Below are 18540 nucleotides of genomic sequence, written 5' to 3' on the forward strand. Positions count from 1 at the left end.
CACATTCATAAGGCGTGCTTCTGATGGCCGGCCCAGGGCGCCAGCATAAAGCTGAAAGCCAGGCCCAGGCTGACCGACAGGCCGAAATTGCTCACGGCCGGTGTACTCGACACCGCCAGCAGGCCAAACGACAACCAGGTCGTCAGCGCCGCCAGCAGCGTACCTAAAAGACTCACGGCAGGGCCGCCGATCTGTTCGCGCATCAAGATCGCGTAGTCAACGCTGATCGCCGTGACCAGCAGCAGGCCGAACAGGCTGAACAAGGTCAGCGGCTGGCCCAGCCAACCCAGGCTGGCCAGGCTGCACAGCGCCGCGAGCAGCGGCAGGGCGACGATGCGCAAGGCGCCGCCAAACCCGAACGGCAGGATCAGCAACAGCACGATCAGCACGCACGACATCAATTTCAATTCAGCGGCGCTGATCTGCGTGTCGGCGAATACCCGGTTCAAGTCGCCCAGACGATCCACCAACTGTACGCCAGGCAGGTCCAGCGCCTGCACCCGCAGCAGCGCCGGGTTGTTCAGGCCTTGCAAGCTAACCATCGCCGCCACGCCGCCGTCCACCGGGCCCAGCCACAGCGTGCGCCAAGGCTCGGCGAGCGGGCCGACCAGCGCCGCGTCGATGTCTTCGGTGGGCAAGGCTTGCAGTTGCGCGATTTCGGCGTGCAGGGCGCTGGCGGGCACGCCCAGGTCCAACAGCGGCTGCCAGTGTTGCGGCAATTGGTTGAGCGCGTCGCGCAGCTGTTGCTGCTCGGCGGGCAGGTTGACCAGCTGGTTGAGCGCCAGGTAGCCCTGCAGCTTGTCCATGTTCACCAGTTGGTCCAGGCGCTGGCCCAGGGCGGCCTGACGTTCGAGCAACTGCTGCTGATTGTCGGCGCGCACCAGAAAGAACTGGCTGGTGGGCTGGAACCCGGTGATGCGCGCCACGGCCTGGGCTTCCTGCAGCAATTGCGGCGGGGCACCGATCCATTGGCGGATATCGTTCTTGCTGTTCAGGTGCCACAGACCACCGGCGCAAAACAGCAGCACCAGGGCCAGGAGCAGCGGGCTCGGTAAGTGTTTGATCAAGGTGGCCCGCAGCAGCCACAGGCCTTCAGCGATGCGCAGCGGCCATTGCGCCGGGCGCAGGTCCACGCCTTGGAGCAACGCGGGCAACAGGCACACGGCCGACAGGTAGGCACCGACCAGACCGGCGGCAGAGAACACCGCGATCTGGGTGAGCGCCGGGAACGGCGTCCAGGCCAGCGCCAGGTAACCGATGCAGCTGGTCGCCAGGCTCAGGCTCAACCCCGGCAGGGTCAGGCGCAACGCCGGCCAACTGCGCCACGGCTGCAGGCTCCAGCTTTTGGACAGGTAATGCAGCGGGTAATCCACCGCCACGCCGATCAGGCTGGAGCCGAGCACCAAGGTCATCACATGCATATGGCCGAACAGCGCCACACAGGCCACCGCGCCAAACAGCATGCCCACCAGCACCGGCACAAAGGCCAGCAGCACACGCCAGCGGCGGAACGCCAGCAACAGCAATAACAGGATGCCCAGCGTGGCGCCGCCGCCCACCCAGGTAATTTCCCGGGTCGCCTGCTGCTGCCCATTGGCCGCATAGAGCAAACCGCTGGCGGCGAGCAATTGCACGCCCTGTTCGCTGGCCTGCGCGCGGCTGGCCTGGAGCAGATCCGCCACTTGCACCGGCAGTTTCATATCAAAGGCATTGCCGGTGGTGCGCGCCCGCAACATCACCCAGCTTTTGCCGTCGGCATCGGCGATCAAGGTGCCGCTGCCGATATCCAGTTGCACCGAGCCGTGTTGCGGCTGGCTGTTCTGGATACGCCCGGTGAGGCCCAGCCAGTCGTCCTGGCTCGGCACCAGGCTGAACCCGGTGAAGGGGTCGAACAGTGCTTGCACGCGCTGCTGGATGAAGGCGTCGGGGTGCTCGATCAGTTGTTCGCGGTCCTTGGCCGAGAGCATCGCCAGGCGCCCGCGCAGCAATTGCTCGCGCAGGGCCGGCAAGTCGGCCTGCAGGTTCCACTGCACCTTTTCAAACAGCCCGCTGGCCTGCCAGCGCTCGCCCAATTGCTGCGCCACCGCCACGGCTGTTTGCCGATCGGCATGCCCGACCAATACCAGCATTTCGCGGTTCAGCGGCTCTTGCATGCGTTGTTCGGCTTTGAGCTCAAGCGCATCCGGCGTGCTGCCCGGCACCAGCTCCATCAGGTTGGCCGACAGCGGCGCGCCATGGCGCCACTGCCAGCCGGCCAGCGCCAGCACGGCCACCAGCAGAATCAGGAACAGGCGCGGCAGCAGGCGCTCACTGGGCAAAGTCGTGTTGCTCCGCATCGCTTAACGGTTGGGCGGCAGTGCTGTCCTGCATGCGTAGCACGGTGCTGTCGCCTTGGGTTTCCAGCAGCTGGATGGTCTGCACCAATTCGCCGCCGTCGATATTGATCTGGGTGAAGACCTGCTTGAGCAGCAATGAGCGCGGGATCAGCGTCAGCTTCCATTGCTTGGCTTCGCCTTGCAGTTGCAATTCGAAGTCGCGTTGCAGGCCGCTGCTGTCGCCTTGGAGTACGGCGAGGAACAGGCGGTTCTGCTCGGCCCCGGCGCTCTTGTTTGGCAGCAGTTGCCAGCCATTGGCGTCACGGCGCGCGATGCCTTGGGCGCTGATGCGGTAGTCCTGCTGCAGCGGGGTTTTCAACAGCCACAGCAGGCCGTGGTCTCTGGCGAGCACGAAGGTGCCTTTGCTGACCAGGGGTTGGGGCAGGGCGCGCAGGTGTTTTTCCTGGATGAAGTTGCCGTGGATCACCGAGGGCTTGGCCAACTGATCGCTCAGCTGTTGCAGATCAAAAGCATGGGCGCTGAAGCTCAGCAACAACCCAATTAATGTGGGAGCGGGCTTGCCCGCGAAGAACCTGAGGGCGCTGCGCAGTGTCAGGCGGTTCGCGTTATCGTTAACGTCCTTCGCGGGCAAGCCCGCTCCCACAGGGGTCAGCATTTCAGGGCCCTCTCTACGGCGTCTGTAAAGACGTTGGGGGAGGCCAGCTGCATTTCGCGGCTGGCGATTTCTACCGCCACTTGCACGGTGCTGGCGCGGGTCAGGCGTTCGCCGCTGGCCAGGTCGGTGATCAGGTAATTGACCTTCAAACGGTTCTCCCACTCCACCAAACTGGCGCGCACATTGATCGTCTGGCCGAACACCGCGCCGCGCACGTAGCGCAGCTGCATGTCGATCACTGGCCATGCGTAGCCGGACTCCAGCATCGCCGTGTAGTTATGGCCGATCTTGTCCAGCAGCGCGCAGCGCGCTACTTCCAGGTACTTCACGTAATGCCCGTGCCACACCACGTGCATGGTGTCGATGTCGAAAAACGGCACGAGGATTTCAGTGTCGCAATGCAACACGCCCTGGCTACGCATGCAGCCTCCAGTGTTGCTCGGCGATACGTTTCAGGCACAGGCGCAGTTCGCCTTCCAGCGCACGGTCTTCGATGACCGGCGGGAAGTCCTTGGCCAGTTCTGCATGCATGGCGGCCAAGGCCGGCGGCAGGGCGCGTGCATCTTCAGCCTGGGCGCGCAGCCACACGCCTTGGTTGGCCGCGAGCAGCGTGGCGGCGGCGACTTGCTCGGTCAGCTCCAGCACGCGGATCGCATCGCGGGCGGCGATGGTGCCCATGCTCACTTTGTCCTGGTTGTGGCACTCGGTGGAGCGCGAGAACACGCTGGCCGGCATGGTGTTTTTCAACGCTTCGGCGGTCCAGGCGCTGGTGCCGATCTGCACGGCCTTGAAGCCGTGGTTGATCATCGCGCGATCGGCCGGCGCGCCGGACAAGTTGCTCGGCAAACCGTGGTTGTAACGCACGTCCACCAGCAGCGCGAGCTGGCGGTCGAGCAGGTCGGCGACGTTGGCCACCAGGGTCTTGAGGCTGTCCATGGCAAAGGCAATGTGCCCGCCGTAGAAGTGCCCGCCGTGCAGCACGCGCTCTTCTTCGGCGTCGATGATCGGGTTGTCGTTGGCGCTGTTCAGTTCGATTTCGATAAACGAACGCAGCCAGTTCAAGCTGTCGGCCAGCACGCCAAGCACGTGCGGTGCGCAGCGCAGCGAGTAGCGGTCCTGCAGGCGGTGCAGCGGCGCGGTCGGTGCATCAATCGCCAGGTCTTTGCGCAGCCACGCGGCGACTTGCATCTGCCCCGGGTGCGGTTTGGCGGCGAACAGGCGCTCGTCGAAGTGCTCCGGGTTGCCTTGCAGCGCCACCACGTTCAGCGCAGTAATGCGCGTGGCCAGTTGCAGCAGGTAGTCGGCGCGGGCGAAGGCCAGGCAGGCCAGGCCGGTCATGACGGCAGTGCCATTCATCAAGGCCAGGGCTTCCTTGGGGCGCAGCACCAGCGGCTCCCAACCGAGTTCGCGGTGCACGTCAGCCGCCTGGCGACGCTCGCCACGGAACATCACTTCACGCTCGCCGGACAAGGTCGCGGCCACGTACGACAGCGGCGTCAAATCACCGCTGGCGCCCACCGAGCCTTCTTCCGGAATCAGCGGCAGTACGTCGTGTTCCAGAAACGCATGCAGACGCTCGATCAATTCCACACGCACCCCGGAAACGCCGTGGCACAGCGACTGCAAACGCGCTGCCAGCACGGCGCGGGTGGCTTGTGCGTCGAGCAATTTGCCCAGGCCGCAACCGTGGAAGGTATACAGATGACGCGGCAGCGCCTCGACGTGCTGCAACGGCACCGCCACCACGCACGAGTCGCCGTAGCCGGTGGTCACGCCGTAGATCACGCCTTCCTTGTCCAGCAGCGAGTCGAGGAACTGCGCGCCTTTGGCAATGCGCTGGCGGTACGCGGCGTCGTCCTGCAACTGCGTGGGCGCCTGACGGTTGGCCAAGGCCAGCACGTCTTCAATGCGCAAAGCGCGTTCGCCAAAGGTTACTGGCTCAAGATGCGTCGTCATCGGTTTTCCAGAAAGGGTAAAAGTTGAACCACTGTTGGGGCGCTTCCAGGCAGAACTGGCCCAGGCGTGCGGCGTAGCGCGCGGTCCACAGGGCGATGACCTGCTCGCGGGTGCTGCGCTTCCATTCGATCAATTGCGCGAACGGCTCGATAGTCAGGCGATAGCGACCGTCGTGCTTCAGGCACATCAGCAGGTTCACCGGGCATTTGAGCAGCCCGGCCAGCAGCCACGGGCCTTGCGGGAACGCCGCGTCATGGCCGAGGAAATCCACGCGCACCTTGCGCCCGCCGTGCAGCGGCACGCGGTCGCCGGCAATCGCCAGCCACTCGCCGTCGTCCAGGCGCTGGCTGAGCAGCAGCATGGTCGCCGGGTCCAGTTCGCTGACCTGGATCAGGCGCAAATGCGTGGCCCCGGCTTCGCCCAGCAGGCGGTTGAAACGCTCGGCGTGCTTGGTGTGCACCAGCACGTTCATGGTGACTTGCTCACCGATCTCGGCCAGCGCGCGGCACACTTCGAGGTTGCCCAGGTGCGCGCCCACCAGCATCTGCCCGCGCTCGCCGCGCAGTTGCCCGCGCAATTGCGCCGGGTCGTTGATTTCGATCTGTTCGATGCGCAGCTTGCCGTTCCACACGTCGAGTTTGTCGAGCAGCGAGTCGGCAAACGCCATGAACTGGCCGAAGACTTTTTTATGCGTGGGCCGCAGCTCATCGCGCCCGCTCCAGTCGGCCAGGCGTTGCTGGTATTCCCAGGCGCTGTGGCGCGCGGTGCGGCCGAACAGGAAAAAGTACAGCACGATGCTGTACAGCAACGGGCTCAGCAGGCGACGGCCGAGGACCTTGGCGGCGACGGCAGTGAGCTTCATCAGCCAGAAGCTGCCGCGCTCCTCGCGGTCGGCCCAGTGTTTGGTGCGGTCGCTCATGCCTGCCACCGTCGCCACAGAATCATCGGCGCGCGCACCAACATGCCGAAAAACAGCCGCGTGTGCATGGCCGAGATGCGCACGTTGTCGCGGAACAGGCGGAAGTGCGACAAGCCATCGGCGGGGTAATGCACCTGGGTCGGCAGCCAGCGCATCGGCTGGTTACGCCAGGCCAGGCGCACCAGGATGTCGGAATCGAAATCCATGTGCGTGCCGATGTAGGCCGAGTCCATCAGCGCTAGCGTAGGCGCCAGCGGGTACACGCGAAAGCCGCACATCGAGTCGCGAATCTGCAGCGACAGGGTGTTGATCCACACCCACACGTGGGTCAGGTAGCGCGCGTACAAGCGGCCTTTGGGCACGCTGTCGTCGTATTCGGGGTAGCCGCAGATCACCGCGTCGGGGTGCCTGCGTGAGGTATCGAGAAAGCTCTCGACTTCGCGCAGGTCGTGCTGGCCGTCGGCGTCCACTTGCAGCGCATGCGTGAAGCCCCGGCGTGCGGCTTCGCGAAAGCCAGCCATGACCGCGCCGCCTTTGCCTGTGTTGTTGGGCAAGGTCAGCAAGGTGACGTTATCGAGCGTTGCCAGTTGCGCCAACACCGCCGCGCACGCCGGGCTGCTGCCGTCGTCGACCAGCAGGCACGGCAAGCCGCTGTTCAACAGGCTGTGCACCACGGCCGGTACGGCGGCTTCGTGGTTGTAGACCGGGATGAGCGCGCAGGGGTTATGCATGGCTGATCCAACTGACTGGTAGCGAACTTGTTGGGATGAATGGGCTTCCTGTGGCGAGCGCGCTTGTTGTGGCGAGCAGGCTTGCCCTGCGTTGGGCTGCGAAGCGGCCCCCGTAAGCTAACCGAGGTGTGTCAGGGATACCGAGTTGGCAGGGTTTGGGGCTGCTGCGCAGCCCAACGCGGGGCAAGCCCGCTCGCCACAGGAAGCCCAGCTGCCACAACAAGCCTGTCAGCCACAAAAGCTTATGCATGGGCGTGGACCAGTTGAATTCGGCCGCTGGAGCAGGCGGCGACGCCATTGCGGTAGGCAAAATACAGCTTGCCGCGTTCCTGGTCGAAGCGCAGGTGCAGTTCAACCTGATCGCCGGGGCGCACCAGTTGCTGGAACTTGAGCACTTCCATGCCGGCAAAGGTCGCGGGCAGGTCGAGCAACTGCTGGCCGAGGTTGAAGGCCCATTCCACCTGCACCACGCCCGGCAACACCGGCGTGACGGGGAAGTGGCCGCTGAAGTAGGCAAGGTCCGGCGGGATGCTCAGTTGCACGGTCCATTCGCCGTTGGCGTGCACTTGCTCCAGCACGTCCGGCGCTTTGGGCCGGGGGGCGAGTAACAGCGCTGTGACGTCGGCTTGAGGCAGTTTGCCCTGGGCATTCAGCGGCAACTGGCGCAGCAACCGCCAGCGACGTGGCAGCGCCAGTGCTTCGCAGTGTTGGCTCAGGTGCTGGCGCAGAGTTTGAGTGACGGCGCGGCGGCCTTGATTGCGCAGGGCATGCAGGCCATCGGCGCTCAACACCACCAGCGCGCCGAGCGAGGCGCGGTTTTCCTGCACCACGCCCAGGCGGGTTTCGGCGACCCAGGCGTGGGCCATCAGCGCCTGTTCGAGCATCGGCAGGGAGATGCGTTTCTCTTCCAGCTTGACGATACGGTCCAGGCGGCCGAGCAACTCGAAGCGCCCGTCGCAGTGAATGCGGGCGGCATCGGCGGTCTGTTCAATGTGCCCGGCCGGTAGATAAGGTGAGGCAATGCGCAGGGCGCCGTCGGCATCCTGGCTCAGTTCGACCTCGGCAAACGGCTGCCACGGCTGCGCGCCTTGGCGCCAGGCAATGCCGCCGGTTTCCGAGCTGCCGAGGATTTCCGTCGGCCATTGCTGCAAACGGTCGTACAGGCTGCCGGCAGCCTCGATGGGCAGCGCGCCACCGGACGAAAACACCCGCGACACGTGGCTCAGGGCGGGCCAGTCGAGGTTGTCGCCCATGCGTTTGAGCAGCGCGGGGCTGGCGACCCAGGCAAATTGTGGGTGTTCGCGGCTGGCGCGCTGCAGGTCTTCGGGGAAGGCCAGTTGTTTGCGTACAAAGGTGCGCCCGGCGCACAGCGGCCACAACACCCGGAACAGCAACCCGTAGATGTGCTGGGTGGCGACGCTGCCGATGATGCAGGCGTCTTTAAGGTCCGCGCCCCACAAGGCTTCCAGTGCTTCCACCTCGTTGGCAAGTTGGCGCAGGGTCTTGTCGATGCGCTTGGGCTCGCCGCTGGAGCCGGAGGTGCACAGGCTCAAGTGGCAGGCGTCCAGGTCGAGTGCGGCGGCGCTTAACGGCGGCTGATACAGCGTGTCGAGATCGGCGGCCTCAACCAGCCAGGCATCCACGGCGTCGTCCCAGCGCTGGCGCGTCTGGGGTTGCAGGTCGGCCGGCAGCAGCACGCTGACCCCGGCCCGCCAGGCGCCCAGCAGGGCAATGGCCAACAGGCCGGCGTCTTCCAGGTGCACAGCCAAACGCCGGATGCCGCGCGCTTGCAGGCCCGCCGCCAAGCTCAGGGAGTGCGCCCACAGTTGGGCATGGTTCATTTCAGGCTCGGTGGTGACCCAGCGCTGTTGCAGCGGCTCAAGCAGCAGGTGCTCAAGTTTCAACCCATTCATACGCGGCCTCGAACCCTTTGTCGTACCAGCCATTCCACGGCAAACAACAACCCCATCAGCCCATAGGCGATCAAGCCGTTGTACAACGTCCACCAGCTCAGCGGCGCCCACAGGGTGAGGGCGGCGGCGAGCAGGCCATTACACAGAAAAAATACACTCCACACCACGGTGACCTGACGCGTATAGCGGATGGCCTCGGGCGGCAGTTGCGGTTCAGTGATGCGGGCCAGGCGCTCGACCATCGGCGGGCCGTATTTCAGGCTCAAGCCGAACAGCGCCAGCATGAACGCGCTGACCAGGCTGGGGTACCAGCGCAGCAGCTGCGGGTTGTCGAACCAGGCCAGCAGCAGGCAAAACACGATCACCGCCATCGCCATCCAGCGGCTGCCCGGGCGGCGTGCGCCGGTCAGCGCGCGCAGCAACCACAGGCTGCCCAGCAGCAGGCCGAATTGCCACGGCGCAAAGTGCTCGGTGCCGTAATACACCGCAAAAGGGTACAACAGCCCCGCCAGCAACAGGCCAAGGCCGATCAGCCGGCTCATGCGGCAGGTGCGACCAGACGGTACACCGCCTCAACCACGTCGTTCACGGTGCGCACGGCCTTGAATTCTTCGGCGGCGATCTTTTTGCCAGTCTGGCGCTTGATGTGGTCGATCAAGTCCACGGCGTCGATGCTGTCGATTTCCAGGTCCTGGTACAGATTGGCGTCGAGGGTGACGCGCGAAGGCTCCAGTTCAAACAGTTCCACCAAGGCGTCGCGCAGGGTGTTGAAAATATCGTCACGAGTTTGCATGGTCCGGTCTCAAGCTGCCTGTCTGGCCGTGACGAACGCCGCAAGGCTGGCCACGTTGGTGAAGTGATTGCGCGTGTCTTTGGCGTCGGCATCGATCTTGATGCCGTACTTTTTCTGGATCGCCAGGCCCAATTCCAGGGCGTCTACCGAATCCAGGCCCAGGCCTTCGCCGAACAGGGTCTGCTCGCTGCCGATGTCGTCGACGCTGATGTCTTCCAGGCCCAGGGCCTCGATGATCAGCATCTTTATGTCGTGCTCAAGGCGGTGTTGGTCGCTCATCTTCGGCGAGCTCCTTAATGAAATAGTGGTGCAGGTAATCGTTGAGCTTGCGTGAAGCCTGGGGCGCGGGCCCGAGTGCGGCAAAGGTGTGTGGTTCTATATCGGCACCCACGCGCAAACTGAAGTGAAATCGACGTTTGGGAATGCGGTACCAGGGTTCTGCCTTGGTCAATGTGGTAGGGCTGACCTTGATCACCACGGGGGTGATGATTGTCGCACCGCGCAGCGCGATGGCGGCGCCACCGCGATGAAAGGCGGGCGCCGCGCCGGGTGTGGTGCGGGTGCCCTCGGGAAAAATGATCAGGGTCTGGCCCTGGCGCAACGCCTCGGCGGCGGCGTCGAGCATGTCGGCGCTGCCGTCATTGCTGATATAGCCTGCATCGCGCACCGGCCCACGGGTGAACGGGTTCTGAAACAGGCTCTGCTTGACCACGCAGTTGGTCTGGCGCATCAGGCCGATCAGGAACACTACGTCGATCAGCGACGGGTGGTTGGCGATGATCATCTGGCCCGGGCGACCGAGCTTTTCCGCGCCTTCGACGCTGTACGTCAACACGCCGGCGCGCTGCATCAGGCGGACGAAGAACCAGAACAGTTTGCTGATGGTGTGGCGGGCGCGGCGCTGATGTTTTTCAGCGCTGCCTGGCAGGCAACTGAGCAGCGGAAACACCAGCAAACGCAGGCACAACCCGCCGACGCCGAAGAAGAAAAAGCTCGCGGCGGTGGCAAACAGGCGCCAGTAATAGGCGTCCCGGGCTTTTTCGGTCAGGGCTTGCGTTGCCAGTTCCATACACGGTTCTTCCAGGCATGTTGGCAGGCAACCTGTTCGGTGAGCAGGGTGCGTAGCAGGTTCAGGGCGTGGGGCCACTGGGTTTGAGTGAGTTGGACAGCGCCGCTGTTTAGTTCCAGTCGCCACTCGTCGCCCGGTGTCAGCAGCAGGCCGAGGGCGTAAGGGAAGGGCACGTCATGAATCCAGCTGGCGTAGGCTTCGGGGGGCTGTTCCTCGGTGATCACCAGCAACACCGCCGGGGCACCTTCGTTGAGCAGCGCGGCGGCTTCGAGCATGCCGTGCTCCAGGCCGTCGCCTGCGGCGGCGAGCGCGGTCATTTCGCTGGTTTCATTGCGCAGGATCGACCACAGGCCGATCACCGCGTTATGCACCGATAGGCTGAACTGGGTCGGCGACAGTGGCTGGCCGTCGGCCAGATCACTGAGGATGTCGAGGGTGCGCGGGGTTTCGCCGTGCCGGGAAATAAACACCAGCGGCAGGTCTTGCAGGCCTTCGGCCAACGGCCAGCCGACACTGAACGCCATGCGTGCCAGGCGGCTCAGGCGTCGGCGCTGCATGGCCGGCAAAAAGGACACGTCAGGCCAAGCATCGCTGGCAGGCAGCGCCACTGGGGCCTGGCACCAGGCGTGCCAGTCGTGCGCACTCTCCAGGCCGGGAGCCCAGGCGCGCCATTGGGCGATGTTGAAAGTGATCACTGAGAAGTTATCCCGCCCCTGCGGGCTTCCATGTGCGGCCGTTGGCCCCGAATACCGGGACAGGGAACGCAGGCCGAATGGCGCGCATTATCCCGGTGCTGCGGGCTTCTAGCAAACTTTGGTAAAGAATTGTTCACGGCTGATTACAATTTACTGGGAAAGATTTACAGATTGTCCTTTACGCGAGGACTGACGGGGTTGTCGGAGTATTCCTTTTAGTTTGTCGGCGCTGGATTACGGGTATCGCGCATCCGGCCGTGCAATGCGCCAGTGCATGGATGAACGAGGTAGCTAACAGGCGCTTTTGCCCTCTACACTCGGACATTCATTGATACACGGAGGTTTTTCCATGCGGCGTGTGGTGTTCAATCAGAAAGGCGGCGTTGGCAAGTCCAGCATTGCCTGCAACCTGGCGGCGGTCAGCGCCAGTGAAGGCTATCGAACCCTGTTGGTGGACCTCGATGCGCAAGCCAACTCGACTCAGTACCTCACCGGGCTGACCGGCGACGATATCCCGATGGGCATCGCCGAGTTCTTCAAGCAAACCCTGTCATCCGGGCCGTTTTCCAAGAAAAACCGCGTGGATATCTACGAAACGCCGTTCGACAACCTGCACGTCATTACCGCGACGGCCGAGCTTGCCGACCTGCAGCCCAAGCTTGAGGCCAAGCACAAGATCAACAAGCTGCGAAAGCTGCTCGATGAACTGAGCGAGGACTACGACCGGATTTACCTGGACACACCGCCGGCGCTGAATTTTTATGCGGTTTCGGCGCTGATTGCCGCTGATCGTGTATTGATTCCGTTCGATTGCGACAGTTTTTCACGCCAGGCGCTGTATGGCCTGCTGGCGGAAATCGAAGAATTGAAGGAAGACCACAACGAAGGCCTGGAAGTGGAAGGCATCGTGGTCAACCAGTTCCAGGCCCGCGCGAGCCTGCCGCAGCAGATGCTCGATGAGCTGATTGCCGAAGGCCTGCCGGTGCTGCCGGTGTACCTGGCCAGCTCCGTGCGCATGCGCGAGTCGCACCAGGAGAGCAAGCCGCTGATCCACCTGGACCCACGGCACAAGCTGACGCAGCAGTTTGTGGAGTTGCATAACTTGCTGGAAAGCGCGTGATCCTTGCCGGCACCGCCTGACCCTGTGGGAGCTGGCTTGCCTGCGATAGCATCACCTCGGTTTAACTGGCAAACCGAGTTGCCTGCATCGCAGGCAAGCCAGCTCCCACATTTGTTTTTGCATTCCTGCAGGGGGATTTGGATTTGTCTCACAGAGGCTGTAGGACACGTCTGGCAAGCGGGGTTGTGCCTTGTCTCGCTGCCTACAGATAAGCCAGAATCCGCCGGCTTGTGCGTCTGGATGGGCGTCTCTAAGGTTCTTCGGTCGTTGAATGTTCAGCGATCGGGTTTAGTAGCCCGTGGTGAGACGTACAGCAACTCTTCGGTCAGGATCTTCCTGAGCGTGATGGTGGCTGTACGGAGGGCGCTTTCGAGCGCGCCGGTTGCGTCTCCCCGGTCTACTAACCTGCGTACAGCTGCCACCCTCCGTTTAGTAGCGGCTGGTTGCGGCTCCTGCTCGGAGACGTTCCATGGTTAACCTTTATACCGTTGCACCCAACCTTCCTACCGAAACCCTCGTGCTCAACAGCTACGAAACCTTCTCTTCCGTGCGCACGCTGTTACTCAAGCTGTCCAACGACCTAAGCGGCGAACACCGCGACGTCGCCCTGGCCATCCATCAATTAAGCGAGCTGGGCGTACAGCTCGTAGGCCAGATGATGGACCGCGAAACCCCCGTAGCACGGGCTTAAAACGCGGTCAGTGTGGGAGCTGGCTTGCCTGCGATGCAGACAACCCGGTCTGTCAGGCAAACCGAGGGGATGCCATCGCAGGCAAGCCAGCTCCCACACTTGACCGAGTTGATGTTGGGTGTGGGTTATACGCCCTGGCTACGCAACCAGCTCATCAACTGCGGCAACGGGAATGCCCCACTCTGGCGCGCCACTTCGCGGCCGTTTTTGAACAGAATCAAGCTGGGAATCGAGCGAATCCCCAACTGCGCCGACAGCTGCTGATTGGCCTCGCTGTCGAGCTTGGCCAACCGGCACTTGCCCTCCAACTGCCCAGCCGCCTGCTCAAACACCGGCGCAAACGACTTGCACGGCCCGCACCATTCGGCCCACACATCCACCAGCAGCGGCAGATCGCCCTTGATCTGGCTGGCGTAGTCGCCCTGTTTCAACTCAAAGGGCTTGTTCAACAACACCGGCTGTTTACAGCGCCCGCATTTAGGCGCATCACCCAGGCGCTCGCCGGGGATGCGGTTAAGGCCGTTGCAATGGGGGCAGGGAATGACGAGAGGTTCGGACATTGAGGGCTCCTGGAGATGGCCAATAGTTTCTATTTGGAGCCAGCGCCGATATTTATCAAGGCAAATACATAACTGTGGCGAGCGGGCTTGCCCCGCGTTGGGCTGCGGAGCAGCCCCAGTAAAGTAACCGAGTTGTATCAGGCAGATCTTCATTGCAGATTTTGGGGCTGCTTCGCAGCCCAACGCGGGGCAAGCCCGCTCGCCACCGTAAACGTATCGTTTTTGCGAACTTACGATGAGCAACTAATCTCCAAATGCTTGCCCCAATCCGGCGGCCGCTGGGCGTATTGCTCCATCCCCGCCTGCTCTTCAAAGGGTTTGCTCAGCACTTCATGCAATCGACGTACTTCGCTGTAGTCGCCTGATTCGGCGGCGGCGATGGCGTTTTGTGCAAGGTAGTTGCGCAGGATGTACAGCGGGTTTACCGCGTGCATGCGCTCACGGCGCTGCACTTCGCTGTAGTCCCCGTCTCGCGCAACGCGGGCTTTGTACTGTTCGGCCCAGGCATCGAAACCGGCAAGATCGACGAAGTCATCGCGCAGCCGCGCCACGGCCAACGCCGCTGACTCATCGCCCAAGCGGCGGAAGAACAGCGTGTAATCGACGCCGCTGTTCTGCATCAGCTTGAGCAACTGCTCCACCAGCTTCTGGTCATCGTCTTCGGCGGTGGTCAACCCCAGCCGGCGGCGCATCAGGTCCAGGTAATGGGCCTGGTACAGCGGCAGGTAAAGGCCAAGCGCCTCTTTCAAGGCGTCAACGCTGATAAACGGCGTGAGCGCCTGGGCCAGCGCGCTGAGGTTCCACTGCCCAATGGGCACCTGATTGCTGAAGGAATAGCGCCCTTCGTGATCGGAGTGGTTGCAGATGAAATGCGCGTCAAAGTCATCGAGGAACGCAAACGGCCCGAAGTCGAAGGTGATGCCCAGGATCGACATGTTGTCGGTGTTCATCACGCCGTGGCAGAAGCCATAGGCCTGCCATTTGGCGATCATTTCGGCATTGCGCTCGACAATTTCGCGGAACATCGCCAGGTACGGCTCGGGCTGCTCGCGGCACTCGGGGTAGTGCAGGTTCAACACGTGTTCGGCCAGTTCAGCCTGCTGCTCGGGCTTTTTGGTGTAGTAAAAATATTCGAAATGCCCGAAGCGGATATGGCTGTGCGCAAGGCGCAGCACCATGGCGCCGCGTTCCTGTTTCTCGCGCCAGACGGGCGTGCTGGAGCCGATCACGCACAGGGCGCGGCTGCTGGGAATGCCCAGCGCATGCAAGGCTTCGGAAGCGAGAAACTCGCGGATCGAAGAGCGCAGCACCGCGCGGCCGTCGCCCATGCGCGAATAAGGCGTCATCCCGGCGCCTTTGAGGTGCAAGTCCCAGTGTTCGCCGGCCTCGTTGTACACCTCGCCCAGCAACAGCCCACGGCCGTCGCCCAGTTGCGGGGTGTAGCCGCCAAACTGGTGGCCGGAATAGACCATCGCCCGCGGCTCCGCTTCGGCCCACAACTTGTGCCCGCTGAACAGCTCGGCAAACACCGGCGTTTCGGCCACCGCCGGGTCGAGGTCGAGCAGCGCCATGGCGGCGTTGCTCGCCACCACAAGGCGCGGCTCATCAAGGGGTTCAGGCAGTACGTGGGTTGAGAACGCGTCGCCCAGGCGTGCGAAGCGGTTGTCGAAGGTCAGTTCGTCGAGGGCTTTCACCGGCCATCTCCAGCAGAATGTCCGAGCATTCTGCTGGGGATAGGCGCGTTAGTCGAGTTTGCCCGGCGGTGGTTCTTGCACGCCGCCGTCGTTGGCGGGTTTGGCTGGGGTGTCGACTTCCACCAGTTTGTATTCCTGGCCGTGAAGGTTCTTGAGGTAAACCTCCATCTGGCGGAACGAGATGTTGATGTGGTGGTTCTTGAACTCGCGGTTGATAAAGCGGTTCACCTCGTCGATCACCGGGTTGCGGTCACCGAGGTCACGCACGTGCATGCGCAGTTCGTGGTCGAGGGTGCTTTCGCCGAAGTTAAGGAAGTACACGTGGGGTTCCGGCTCTTTCAACACGCGCGGGTTTTCTCGCGCCGCCTTGAGTAAGAGTTCCTTCACCAGGTCCAAGTCGGAGCCGTAGTCCACGCCCAGTTTCAGAGTCACGCGGGTGATGGTGTCGGTCAGCGACCAGTTGATCAGTTGCCCGGTAATAAACGTCTTGTTCGGGACGATGATGTCTTTGCGGTCAAAGTCGGTGATGGTCGTCGCACGGATGCGGATCTTGCTGACCGTGCCCGACAGGTTGCCGATGGTGATGGTGTCGCCGATACGCACCGGGCGTTCGAACAGGATCATGATGCCGGAGATAAAGTTGGCGAAGATCTCCTGCATCCCGAAGCCCAACCCCACCGACAGCGCTGCCACCAGCCATTGCAACTTGTCCCAGCTCACGCCGAGCGTGGACAGGGTGGAGACAAAGCCGACGCCGGCAATCACGTAAGACAGCAAGGTGGTTGTGGCGTAGGCGCTGCCTTGAGCCAGGTCCAGCTTGGACAGCACCAGCACTTCCAGCAAACCCGGCAAGTTGCGCGCCAGGGCGAAGGTGATGCCGATGATGATTGACGCACCCAGCAAGTCGCCGAAGCTGATCGGCACCATGCTGATGTTGGCGCCGGTACCGCTGGTGTATTCGTACAGGGTGATGTTGTCCAGGTAGGAGAACACGGTGATCAGGTCTTTCCACACCCAGTACAGCGCCGCGATAAAGCCGCCGAGCAAGGCCAGGCGGATCAGGCGCATGGACTGTTCGTTGACCTGTTCGATGTCCAGGGTCGGTTCTTCGATCACCGCTTCGCCATCCCCGGCTTCCTTGGCTGCCTGGCGTTTGGCCAGTGCTCGCGCGTAGGCCAGGCGCCGTGCGGCGACGCCCAGGCCGCGCACGAAGGTGGCTTCGATCACCAGCCAGAACATCAGCAGGTACAGGGTATTGATCAAGCGGTCGCTGAGTTTGAGCGCGGTGTAGTAATAGCCAAAGCACACCGCCAGAAACAGGGCGACGGGCAGGGCGGTGAACACCAGGCCCACGGCTTTACGAAACAGCGAGGCTTTCTCGTGGGTCGGGCTGTTCAGCAGCAGGCGGCCCAGCAACCAGGCCATCAACGCGTAGCACGTCAACACCACACCGATGCCCAGTACGTCGTCGGCCAGCGCCTCGGGTTGGTGCTCGGCGATGGCCACGACGGCCACCAATGCCAGCACTACCAAGCCAAGTTTGCGCACCCAGCCTTGCAGGAATTCAACCTGGGGTTTCTCCCAGCGAAAGTGCAGTTCCGCCACGCCGCCCGGCGCCAGGATGCGGTAAGCGGTGTAGAACACCAGCCACGCTTGGGCGATCTGCAGCAGTGCATCGCCCAGGTTGGCGTTTTGCCCGCGGGCGTCGATCTGCAGCGCGTAGCCGCACAGCGCCAGGCCCAGGGACACCGGCATCGCCAGCAGAATGTTGATCAGGATGGCCTGCGGCGTGTGCCACTGGCTGTCGCGCTTGAAGTGGCCGATGTCCAGGTGAACCTTGTTCAGCCGTTGGTACAGCGCTTTACGCCGCCACAACAATGCACCGATCAACAGCAGCAGTGGCAGGAACAACAGCGGGCGCTGGGTCAGACCGTCGTAGAGTTCGCTGACGCTGGAGGCCCACGGCAGAGTAGTGATCTGTTTGTTCAGGTGCGCCGGTACGGTTTCCAGCCACTCGGTGTCCAGCGGCTTATTGCTGGGGATCCAGAACATTTGCTCATCCAGCGTCGCGCGCAGGGTGGTGGCGGTGCTGAGCAGTTGTTTCTGGTTCAGTTGCAGGGTGATCGATTCGTTCAGCAGTGCGCTCAGCTCACGGCTCAGACGTTCAAGCAAGTCGCTGCGGGTGATCGCCAATTCCAGCAAGGTGCGGCGCAGTTGCGGCGTCACGTCTTCCGGTGGCTGGTTGGCCAGCAAGTTATCCACATAGGCACTGGGTGAGTTGATCTGCTCACGTTGCTGGTTGATCTCGAACTGGTACAGGCGAATGTTGGCAATATCGTCCGCCAGGTCGCGGTCGACCGTGAGACGGGGCAGCGCCTGTTTCTGCTTGTAGAGGATCTTGGAGAGCAGCAGGCTGCCCTTGAGCACGTTGATTTGCTCGTCCAGGGCCGAGTCGCTTTGCGTCACTGCGTCCAATTGCTGCTTGGTCTTGAGGTTGGCCTGGGTCAGCTCGTTAAGGCGGTCGGTACTCTTGAGCAGGTAGTCGGACAGTTTGAGGTTGGCCGCGCTTTCCGAGGCCAGCAGGCTGCTGCCCCCGGCTTTCTGCGCTTCGATGGACTGTTGGGTCACGGTCTGCTGGGACTGGGCCAGGCGTTTCTGGTTGATCAGCGTTTGCAGGTCCTGGATTTCCTGCTCCAGGCGGCTGGTTTTCTCGGTTGCCAGGTCGCGCTGGCTATTGCCCAGGTCTTGCAGTTGGCTGTTGCCGGCCAGTTCCTGGCGGCGCAGTGGAATCAGGGCATTGAGGGCGGCCAGTTCGGCATTCAGTTGGTTGCGCTGGTCGCCGGTGAGGGTCTTGCCGTTGTCTTTGCCCGCCTTGAGGATCGAATTGATCTGCTGGATGCGCGTCTGGCTGTTGCTGATTTCGGTCTGGGCGCGTTCGGGGCGGGTCTGGGCGGCGACGGACATGCTGTTGGCGTCGGCCACGGTTTTTTGCAGATCGCCTTGCTGGGTGGTGCGTTGCACCAGCAATTGCTCAAGCTGCGGCACCGGCAGGGTGGCGTAGCGCTGCGCCACCGGGATGATTTTAGTGGCCTTGAGCCGCACCAGTTCGCGCTGGTTTTCAGTGGTCTGGCGCGGAGCGTCTTCGAGCTGGCGCTTGAGGTCGACAAGGCGCTGCTCGTAATCCTGCTTGTTGCCCAGGTAGGTCAGGGTCTGTTGCAGGATGGTTTGCAGCGCCTTCATGTCGGCGTCGGGCAGCTTGCGGTCGGGCAGTTTGTCCAGGGTTTGCTGGATGGACTCGGCGCTGGGCGGGTCGGCGGCGTAAACGCTGCCGACACAGAGGGTCAGGCCCAGCAGGGCAGTGGCTAAAAAGGTGCGCAGAGTTGTCATGGATACCGGTCGAGCAAGGTA

At 62.9% G+C, this 18540-nt stretch carries 17 protein-coding genes; 2 read left to right on the forward strand and 15 right to left on the reverse strand.

The window, feature by feature from the left end; translation table 11 throughout:
- Nucleotides 1-5: 5 nt before the first annotated feature.
- The 12 genes from FPT15_RS08570 to FPT15_RS08625 form a co-directional block, all read right to left on the reverse strand.
- Complete coding sequence (locus FPT15_RS08570) at nucleotides 6-2318, reverse strand: MMPL family transporter (protein ID WP_145160017.1); 2313 nt, start codon at nucleotides 2316-2318, stop codon at nucleotides 6-8.
- Entirely contained in the window at nucleotides 2308-2991 is a 684-nt protein-coding gene (locus FPT15_RS08575) for an outer membrane lipoprotein carrier protein LolA (protein WP_145160019.1), read from the reverse strand. The genes FPT15_RS08570 and FPT15_RS08575 overlap by 11 nt, the downstream gene beginning before the upstream one ends.
- Nucleotides 2985-3413: a thioesterase family protein gene (locus FPT15_RS08580; protein WP_145160020.1), complete on the reverse strand. Its 429-nt coding sequence runs from the start codon at nucleotides 3411-3413 to the stop codon at nucleotides 2985-2987. Before FPT15_RS08580 ends, FPT15_RS08575 begins: the two co-directional genes overlap by 7 nt.
- Nucleotides 3406-4947, reverse strand: coding sequence for a histidine ammonia-lyase (hutH, locus tag FPT15_RS08585; protein ID WP_145160023.1), 1542 nt, complete (start codon nucleotides 4945-4947; stop codon nucleotides 3406-3408). Before hutH ends, FPT15_RS08580 begins: the two co-directional genes overlap by 8 nt.
- Nucleotides 4931-5866 carry a glycosyl transferase gene (locus FPT15_RS08590; RefSeq protein WP_145160025.1) on the reverse strand — a complete coding sequence of 312 codons (936 nt, stop codon included), beginning with the start codon at nucleotides 5864-5866 and terminating at the stop codon, nucleotides 4931-4933. The genes hutH and FPT15_RS08590 overlap by 17 nt, the downstream gene beginning before the upstream one ends.
- Nucleotides 5863-6597, reverse strand: coding sequence for a glycosyltransferase family 2 protein (locus FPT15_RS08595; protein WP_145160027.1), 735 nt, complete (start codon nucleotides 6595-6597; stop codon nucleotides 5863-5865). Before FPT15_RS08595 ends, FPT15_RS08590 begins: the two co-directional genes overlap by 4 nt.
- Before the next feature lie 242 nt (nucleotides 6598-6839).
- Complete coding sequence (locus FPT15_RS08600) at nucleotides 6840-8510, reverse strand: acyl-CoA synthetase family protein (RefSeq protein ID WP_145160029.1); 1671 nt, start codon at nucleotides 8508-8510, stop codon at nucleotides 6840-6842.
- Nucleotides 8507-9052, reverse strand: a complete 546-nt coding sequence (locus FPT15_RS08605) for a hypothetical protein (RefSeq protein WP_106577550.1) — start codon at nucleotides 9050-9052, stop codon at nucleotides 8507-8509. The genes FPT15_RS08600 and FPT15_RS08605 overlap by 4 nt, the downstream gene beginning before the upstream one ends.
- A complete protein-coding gene (locus tag FPT15_RS08610) occupies nucleotides 9049-9303 on the reverse strand; it encodes an acyl carrier protein (protein ID WP_106577551.1) in 255 nt (84 codons plus the stop codon). The genes FPT15_RS08605 and FPT15_RS08610 overlap by 4 nt, the downstream gene beginning before the upstream one ends.
- Nucleotides 9304-9312: 9 nt before the next feature.
- On the reverse strand, nucleotides 9313-9582 hold the full coding sequence (locus tag FPT15_RS08615; protein WP_010213712.1) for a phosphopantetheine-binding protein: 270 nt from the start codon (nucleotides 9580-9582) through the stop codon (nucleotides 9313-9315).
- Complete coding sequence (locus FPT15_RS08620; RefSeq protein WP_145160031.1) at nucleotides 9560-10372, reverse strand: 1-acyl-sn-glycerol-3-phosphate acyltransferase; 813 nt, start codon at nucleotides 10370-10372, stop codon at nucleotides 9560-9562. The genes FPT15_RS08615 and FPT15_RS08620 overlap by 23 nt, the downstream gene beginning before the upstream one ends.
- Nucleotides 10348-11067, reverse strand: coding sequence for a beta-ketoacyl synthase chain length factor (locus tag FPT15_RS08625; protein ID WP_145160033.1), 720 nt, complete (start codon nucleotides 11065-11067; stop codon nucleotides 10348-10350). Before FPT15_RS08625 ends, FPT15_RS08620 begins: the two co-directional genes overlap by 25 nt.
- 349 nt (nucleotides 11068-11416) lie before the next feature.
- Here FPT15_RS08625 and FPT15_RS08630 point away from each other — a divergent pair, with 349 nt between their 5' ends.
- Together FPT15_RS08630 and FPT15_RS08635 are read left to right on the forward strand one after the other, a co-directional pair.
- Nucleotides 11417-12187: a ParA family protein gene (locus FPT15_RS08630; RefSeq protein WP_106577554.1), complete on the forward strand. Its 771-nt coding sequence runs from the start codon at nucleotides 11417-11419 to the stop codon at nucleotides 12185-12187.
- A gap of 469 nt (nucleotides 12188-12656) precedes the next feature.
- On the forward strand, nucleotides 12657-12878 hold the full coding sequence (locus tag FPT15_RS08635; protein WP_145160035.1) for a DUF6124 family protein: 222 nt from the start codon (nucleotides 12657-12659) through the stop codon (nucleotides 12876-12878).
- A gap of 125 nt (nucleotides 12879-13003) precedes the next feature.
- On the opposite strand, the gene trxC is transcribed toward FPT15_RS08635, so the two are convergent.
- The 3 genes from trxC to mscK form a co-directional block, all read right to left on the reverse strand.
- On the reverse strand, nucleotides 13004-13438 hold the full coding sequence (gene trxC / locus FPT15_RS08640) for a thioredoxin TrxC (protein WP_017138537.1): 435 nt from the start codon (nucleotides 13436-13438) through the stop codon (nucleotides 13004-13006).
- A gap of 230 nt (nucleotides 13439-13668) precedes the next feature.
- Nucleotides 13669-15132 (reverse strand): protein adenylyltransferase SelO, encoded by a 1464-nt coding sequence (gene selO, locus FPT15_RS08645; RefSeq protein ID WP_145160037.1) that lies wholly within the window; start codon nucleotides 15130-15132, stop codon nucleotides 13669-13671.
- Nucleotides 15133-15180: 48 nt separating this feature from the next.
- Nucleotides 15181-18519 (reverse strand): mechanosensitive channel MscK, encoded by a 3339-nt coding sequence (gene mscK, locus FPT15_RS08650; protein WP_145160039.1) that lies wholly within the window; start codon nucleotides 18517-18519, stop codon nucleotides 15181-15183.
- Nucleotides 18520-18540: the final 21 nt, after the last annotated feature.

This window comes from Pseudomonas sp. RGB (genome assembly GCF_007713445.1).
GTDB lineage: Bacteria > Pseudomonadota > Gammaproteobacteria > Pseudomonadales > Pseudomonadaceae > Aquipseudomonas.